The 6,877-nt window shown below is 72.8% G+C and carries 7 protein-coding genes; 3 read left to right on the top strand and 4 right to left on the bottom strand.

All coding sequences use genetic code 11. The features are described 5' to 3' along the window. Positions 1-153: 153 nt before the first annotated feature. Positions 154-837, bottom strand: a complete 684-nt coding sequence (locus AOK24_RS20795) for an ABC transporter ATP-binding protein (protein ID WP_055721569.1) — start codon at positions 835-837, stop codon at positions 154-156. Positions 838-896: 59 nt separating this feature from the next. Further along, positions 897-1,268 (bottom strand): DUF4333 domain-containing protein, encoded by a 372-nt coding sequence (locus AOK24_RS20790; protein WP_055721568.1) that lies wholly within the window; start codon positions 1,266-1,268, stop codon positions 897-899. Positions 1,269-1,461: 193 nt separating this feature from the next. Between AOK24_RS20790 and AOK24_RS20785 the strand changes: the two genes are divergently transcribed. Further along, positions 1,462-2,679 carry a sensor histidine kinase gene (locus AOK24_RS20785; protein ID WP_055721570.1) on the top strand — a complete coding sequence of 406 codons (1,218 nt, stop codon included), beginning with the start codon at positions 1,462-1,464 and terminating at the stop codon, positions 2,677-2,679. Positions 2,680-2,831: 152 nt separating this feature from the next. Then, positions 2,832-4,073 (top strand): amidohydrolase, encoded by a 1,242-nt coding sequence (locus AOK24_RS20780; protein ID WP_055721567.1) that lies wholly within the window; start codon positions 2,832-2,834, stop codon positions 4,071-4,073. On the opposite strand, the gene AOK24_RS20775 is transcribed toward AOK24_RS20780, so the two are convergent. After that, positions 4,042-4,950: an alpha/beta fold hydrolase gene (locus AOK24_RS20775; protein WP_055721566.1), complete on the bottom strand. Its 909-nt coding sequence runs from the start codon at positions 4,948-4,950 to the stop codon at positions 4,042-4,044. The two genes, AOK24_RS20780 and AOK24_RS20775, sit on opposite strands and share 32 nt — an antisense overlap. Positions 4,951-5,041: 91 nt before the next feature. Between AOK24_RS20775 and AOK24_RS20770 the strand changes: the two genes are divergently transcribed. Next, a complete protein-coding gene (locus AOK24_RS20770; RefSeq protein ID WP_055721565.1) occupies positions 5,042-5,815 on the top strand; it encodes a sulfite exporter TauE/SafE family protein in 774 nt (257 codons plus the stop codon). Here AOK24_RS20770 and AOK24_RS20765 read toward each other — a convergent pair. Next, positions 5,742-6,626, bottom strand: a complete 885-nt coding sequence (locus AOK24_RS20765; RefSeq protein ID WP_055721564.1) for a methylenetetrahydrofolate reductase — start codon at positions 6,624-6,626, stop codon at positions 5,742-5,744. The genes AOK24_RS20770 and AOK24_RS20765 overlap by 74 nt on opposite strands. Positions 6,627-6,877 lie beyond the last annotated feature (251 nt).

Raw genomic sequence — 6,877 nt, 5'->3', positions numbered from 1 at the left:
GCCCCCGGCACCGGCTCCCCGGTGAACAGCCACCGCCGGTACGCCGCCCGGCCGACGGGTTGCGCGGGGCCGGGCGTCGTACCGGCGGTGGCTGTTCACCGGGGAGCCGGTGCCGGGGGCGGCGGGTTCGCGGGGTCCGGTGGTGCCATGTCCTCAGGCCACCGTGTACTGCGTGTGACCGCTGATGCGGCCGTCCCTGACCTGGAGGATGCGGTCGCAGTGGGCGGCGACGTCGGGGTCGTGGGTGACCATGACCAGGGCGGCCCCCTGAGCGCGGGTGACGGACGTCAGGAGGGTGACGACCTCCGAGCTGGTGCGCTGGTCGAGCGCGCCGGTCGGCTCGTCGGCGAAGACGACGTCCGGCTCGATGACGAGGGCGCGGGCGATGGCGACCCGCTGAGCCTGCCCACCGGAGAGGGCACCGGGGCGGCGCGCCTCCAGACCCTCCAGGCCGAGCGGCGCGAACCAGCGGCGGGCCCGCTCCACCGCCTGCTTGCGCGGCACGCCCTCCAGCATCAGCGGCAGTGCCACGTTCTCCTCGGCCGGCAGCTCGGGCAGGAGCTGGCCGAACTGGAACACGAAGCCGAACCGCTTGCGGCGCAGCGCGCTCAGCCTGTTCTCGCCGAGCCGCTCGATGCTCTCGCCGCGCAGCGTGACCGTCCCTGAGTCGGGGCGGACGATGCCGGCCAGGGTGTGCAGCAGCGTCGACTTGCCGGAGCCGGACGGGCCCATGATCGCGAGCGAGTCACGCTCCTGGACCTGGACGTCCACGCCGTCGAGCGCGACGGTCGAGCCGTACTTCTTCACGAGGCCGAGACCGGCCAGAACGGGAGTCATGAGAGGGAGAGCCTTTCGTCAGGGGAGTGGGTTCGTCAGGGGGGTGGGTGAGCCTCTGCTCAGCGCTCGAACTTCCAGGTGACGGAGGACGGCGTCGCCTTGACGACGCTGACCGGTATCTCGACGGTCCGCCCGTCGTTCTTCTCTCCCCTGCACGTGATCGTCGCGCCCGCGACCGCCTTCAGGCCGGTCGGACAGCTCACGCCCTTGAGCTTGTCGCCGACCCACGGCAGCGGGTGGTTCCTGCTCCGGATCCGGCCCTCGACGATGTTCTTGGACAGGGCCGGATAGCCGTTGACCCGCACCGCCGACCGCTCGTCCAGCCCCGTCGTCGACTGCGTGCCCGACAGGAGGTGCGTACCCACCGCGCCCACGGCGACGGCGGCGGTGGCACAGCCCACCAGACCGATCACGAACTTGCTGCGCTGCATGACATGCCTCCGAACCGGGAGCGGGACAGAAGAGGAGAGGCGAAGCGACCGTTTCGCTCCGTGCCACCACTCTCGCCGCTCGACCCCGCCCTCCGCCTCGGCCGTCCGGCCAGGTTCTCGGCCCGTTTCCCCCACTCGCCCTCGGCCGTTCGGCCGATACGGGGAGGGGTCCGGCGGGGCTACCGTGATCGCCATGTCATCAGTCACCGGCAGGGCCCGGGGCTGCGCACGGGTCCTGGCCGTCGGGACCCTGCCCGCCGCCGCGGTCCTGGACCTCGTGTACGCCGAGGCCGCAGGCGGGTCGGCCTGGGCGGCGGGCGCCGTCCTCGCCGTGGGCTTCGCCGCCGTGCTGTGGCCCGCGACAAAGCGGCCCGCCTGGCTCACGGAGCAGGTCCGCACCGCCGTACCCGCCCTGCTCTCCCTGCTCTACACGGGCGTGATGCTGGGCCTGCGGGAGCCGGGGGCGTTCGGGCCGAGCGAGGTTCTCGTCCTGTTCTGCCTCTTCTTCCTGGCCGTGCGGCAGGTACCGGGGCCGTGGGCCGCCGGGTGCGCCGTCCTGAACGGCCTCGCGCTGTTCGCCCTGCCGGAGCGCTACCTCCAGTCCTTCTCCCTGCACGACGACAGGCTCCTCGCGGCCCTGGTCGTCGGCCTGGTGCTCACCGGGCTCGTCTCCGGGATCGCCGGATATCTGCGGTCCCTGGACTACCGCCGCGTCGTCGCCGTGGGGGAGACCCGGCGGGCCGAGCGGCTCGCCATCGCCGCCGACCTCCACGACTTCGTGGCGCATCACGTGACCGGCATCCTCGTCCAGACCCAGGTCGCCCGCATGATGTCCGACGCCCCGCAGCAGGAGATCGACGGCGTCCTCGCCGGCATCGAGCGCGCCGCGACCGAGGCGCTGGCCTCGATGCGACGCACGGTCGGCGTCCTGCGGGACGTCGGTCCGGAGGCCGTCGAACGCCGCCCCGTCGGCGACCTCGACGGCATCCGCGAACTCGTCGACCGCTTCCCCGGACCCGGACAGCGCGCGATCCTCCACCGCGACCCCGAACTCCCCTCCGGCCTCCCCCACGAGATCCAGGCCGCCGCCTACCGCGTCGTCCAGGAGTCCCTCACCAACATCCGCCGCCACGCCGCCGACGCCACCGACATCCTCGTCACCCTCTTCCCCCACGCCGACCGCCTCGTCGTCATCGTCCAGGACGACGGCCACGGCACCACCCACCTCCCCACCGAGGCCCACGGCAGCGGCTTCGGCCTCGTCGGCCTCAAGGAACGTGTCACAGCCCTCGACGGCGAACTGACCGCCGGGCCACGGCAGGGGCAGGGCTGGGAGGTACGGGCCGAACTCCCGACAGGGGCCAAGCCCCGGGCGAGGAGCGGGGGCGCGGGGGAGAGGGAACTGCGGTGAGGCGGACCGGGGCTGTCACGGGACGGCCGAGGCCCGCAGCGCCTCCGCTTCCCCGCGACAAGCGCCGGCGTCGCTCTCCGCGACGGCTTTATGTCTCCCCTGCCACCCGCGATGTACCGTCCACCCACACCCCACCCAAGGAGGAAAACCCCATGTCAGCCCCCCACACCCGCGAACTCACCGCAGCCCTGGAGACCGGTGGACTGGAGGAGTTCTACCGGGATCTCCACCGGCACCCCGAACTCGCCTTCGCGGAGCACCGTACGGCGGCCAAGCTCGCCGGGCGTCTCAAGGGGGCCGGGTACGAGGTGACGGAAGGGGTCGGAGGGACCGGTGTGGTCGGTGTGCTGCGCAACGGCGACGGGCCGGTCGTGTGGCTGCGGGCCGACATGGACGCGCTGCCGGTGCGGGAGGCGACGGGGCTGCCGTACGCCTCGACGGTCGACGGGGTGATGCACGCCTGCGGTCACGACCTGCACGTCACCTGGCTCGTAGCGGCTGCCGAGGTGCTGGCCGCCGGGCGGGACGGCTGGGCCGGGACGGTCGTCGTGATCGGGCAGCCCGGGGAGGAGGCCGGGAGCGGCGCGGCGGCGATGGTCGCGGACGGGCTGCACGAGCGGTTCCCCCGGCCGGACGCCGTGTTCGGGCAGCACGCCGCGCCCGGACCCGTGGGGTTCTACCCGCACACCCCCGGCCTGACCATGTCCGCCTCGGACGACATCGACGTCGTCGTGCACGGCGTCGGCGGGCACGGCTCGCGCCCCGAGTCGACGGTCGACCCCGTGGTGATCGGCTCGTACATCGTCACCCGGCTCCAGACGGTCGTCGCCCGGGAGATCGCGGCGAGCGAGTCGGCCGTCCTGACCGTGGGCGCGTTCCAGGCGGGGGCCACGCACAACATCATCCCCGCCGAGGCCCGGCTCGCCCTCAACCTCCGTACGCAGAACCCGCGTACCCGGGACAAGGCACTGGAGGCGATCCGGCGGATCGTCAACAGCGAGTGCGACGCGGCCGGTTGCCCGCAGGCGCCCGAGATAGAGGTCGTCTCCAGCTACCCCGTGACCGTCAACGACGCCGCCCTCGACCAGCGCGTCGCCGAGGCGCACCGGCAACTCTTCGGCGAGCACACCGTGTTCGACTTCGGGCCCGTCATGGGCAGCGAGGACTTCTCCGAACTCGCCCCCGAAGGCGTCCCGTACGACTACTGGTACGTCACCACCACCCCCGCGGACGTCTGGGCGGCGGCGGAGGGCGAGGAGCTGAGGGAGAAGTTCGCCAACGTGCCGGGAAACCACAGCCCGCTGTTCGCGCCCGACCTGTCGGCACTGCTGCCGGGCACGCAGACCCTCGTCTCGGCGGCGCTCACCGTACTGCTGAGTCCAGGAACCGAGTGAGGTCCCCGAACACCTCCGCGCGGTTCGTCTCCGCGAACACCTCGTGCCGGGCACCCGGATAGACGTACGAGGTCAGCGAGCCGCCCTCGGTGAGCCGCGCCACGCCGGGGCGGCTTTCGGCGAGGGGGACGAGGCGGTCGTCCTCGCCGTGCAGCCACAGCACCGGCAGCCCGCCCAGGCCGCCGCCCGAAGCGACGGTCCCCAGCGTCGTGCGGAACGCCTCCAGCGTCGCCCGCTTCATCGCCCCGTGCCACACCAGAGGGTCCGCCGTGTACGCCGCCCCGACCGCCGGGTCACGCGAGAGCGCGGCGGGGCTGATCGGGACGTCCGGGATCTCGTCGTACGCCAGGAGCCGGCCCGGCAGCGCCCAGTCCCCGATGACCGGCCCGGACAGGACCAGCGCGGCGAGCCGGCCGCCGGAAAGCCGGTCACCTGAACGCCGGTCACCCGGACTCCGAGCACCCGAACGCCGTTCACCCGGGCTCCGTTCACTCAGGCTCTCGCCGTCCGCCTCCCGTCCCGCCGACCGCTGGGCCAGCCGCGCGGCGATCAGGCCCCCCATCGAGTGGCCCACGACGACCAGCGGCACCCCCGGCCACGACTCCCGCGCCACCGACACCACCGCCTCGACGTCCGTGACCACGTCCTCGAAGTCCCCGACCAGCACCCGCTCCCCGTCCGACAGCCCGTGCCCGGCGTGATCCGGGCCCAGCACAGCCGAGCCGTGCCCCCGCAGCACCCCCGCGAGCTCCTCGTACCGGCCGAGATGCTCCCCGTAGCCGTGGACCAGCACCGCGACGTACCGGGGCCGGGGCACCGCCCACTCGTGCACCGCGATGCGGCCCCGCACGCCGGTCAGGTAACGGACATCGCCCACGCCGCCTCCAGAGATCGAGAAGTCCACAGTGTCACGCGGTGAGACGCCCTTTCCCTACCCCGGATGCATGGGCATAGCATCGGTCAACGCAATGAACACGATGACTCTGTGGCACATCACCGGCTGGGAGTTCGCCGCCCTCGCCCTCGCCGCCCTCCTCGTCGGCTTCTCCAAGACGGCCGTGAGCGGCGCGAACACCGTCAGCCTCGCGGTCTTCGCGGCGGTCCTGCCGGCCCGCGCGTCCACCGGCGTCCTGCTGCCGATCCTGATCGCCGGGGACGTCCTCGCCGTCCTCACCTACCGCCGGCACGCCCACTGGCCCACGCTGTGGCGGCTCTTCCCGGCCGTCGCGGCGGGGGTGATCGTCGGGACGGTGTTCCTCGTGTGGGCCGACGACGAGGTCGTACGGACCTCGATCGGGGCGATCCTGCTGCTCATGGCGGGGGTGACGATCTGGCGCCGCCGCCAGGCCGAACCCGTCGACGAGCCCGACGCCGTCGTCACCCGCGCCGGGCGGTTCAAGGCGCGGTCCTACGGGGTGCTCGGGGGGTTCACGACGATGGTCGCGAACGCCGGGGGGCCGGTGATGTCGATGTACCTGCTGTCCGCCGGGTTTCGGAAGCTGGGGTTCCTGGGTACGTCCGCGTTCTTCTTCCTGATCGTCAACGTGTCCAAGGTGCCCTTCAGCGCCGGGCTCGGGCTCATCGACGGGAACTCGTTGCTGCTCGACGCGGCGCTGGTGGTGTTCGTCGTGCCGGGGGCGCTGATCGGGCGGTGGGCCGTCGACCGGATCAACCAGCAGTTGTTCGAGAGGCTGGTGATCGCGGCGACTGTGGTGGGAGGGGCGCAGCTGCTGCTCCGGTGAGCCACGCCGACGTCGCCGCCAGGCCGCCGAACGTGTAGAAGTGCAGGGCCACTTCGCCGTGGATCTCCGGTACGAGGCCCGCCGCGAGCGCCCGCAGGAAACGGTCCGGGCCCGCCGTACCCATCAACTGCGTCAGCGAGAAGCCGTACTTGCGGGCTATGCCGGTGCTCGTGGCGACGCCGAAGCGGCGGGCGTACGCGAGGAGGCGGCGGACGCCGGCCGGGCCGGGGACGCCGATGCGGACGGGGACGTCGACGCCCCTCGCCCTCGCCTCTTCCAGCCACGCCAGGACCGGGTCCACCGCGAAGCCGAACTGGGTGGTGACCGTTGCCGCGAGGTTCTGTTCCCTCAGCGCCGAGGTCTTCTCCTCCAGCGCCGACCACAGGGCCTCGGTGCCGATCGCCGGGTGGCCCTCCGGGTAGGCGGTGATGCCGACGTGCCGTACGCCGTGCTCCTCCAGCAGGCCCGAGCGGATCACCGACAGGGCGTCGGGGTACGGGCCGTGCGGGGTCGTCGGGTCGCCCGCGACGACGAACACGGACTCCACTGCCTGCGCCGAACGCAGGGCCGCGAGGGTTTCGCCCAGCTCCGCCGGGGAACGCAGGCGGCGCGCCGACAGGTGGGGTACGGGGACCAGCCCGTGCTTCCCTACGGCTCGCGCGGCGTCGACCCTCGTGTCCAGGTCCTCGGACGCGAGGTGCGTGATGTTGACCCGGGTACCGGGCGCGAGCCCCGCACCCTCCAGGGCCGGGGCGTCCTTACCGGTCATCTCCAGGGACGCGCCGAGGAACAAGGAGTGCGGTGCCGTCATGCGTCGTCGAGTTCCTCACCTGGTGAAAAGGGGCGGACCAGGCTAACAAGCGGGGGTACGGCCGCGCTGTGGCGGGCGTCTCGTAGGGTCGGGGCTGTGCATGTGCTGATCCTCGGAGGGACGACGGAGGGCCGGGAACTCGCGGCTGCGCTGAGCGGGGCGAGCCTTGCCGCCTCTGCGGCTTCTGGGCCTGCGGCCTCTGCGGGCCTCGCGCCTACGGCCTCCGCCGCCCCCGCGCCCGCCGCCTCCGA

It is taken from the genome of Streptomyces niveiscabiei, assembly GCF_001419795.1.
GTDB lineage: Bacteria > Actinomycetota > Actinomycetes > Streptomycetales > Streptomycetaceae > Streptomyces > Streptomyces niveiscabiei.
This window is presented reverse-complemented; position numbering and strand designations above follow the sequence as displayed.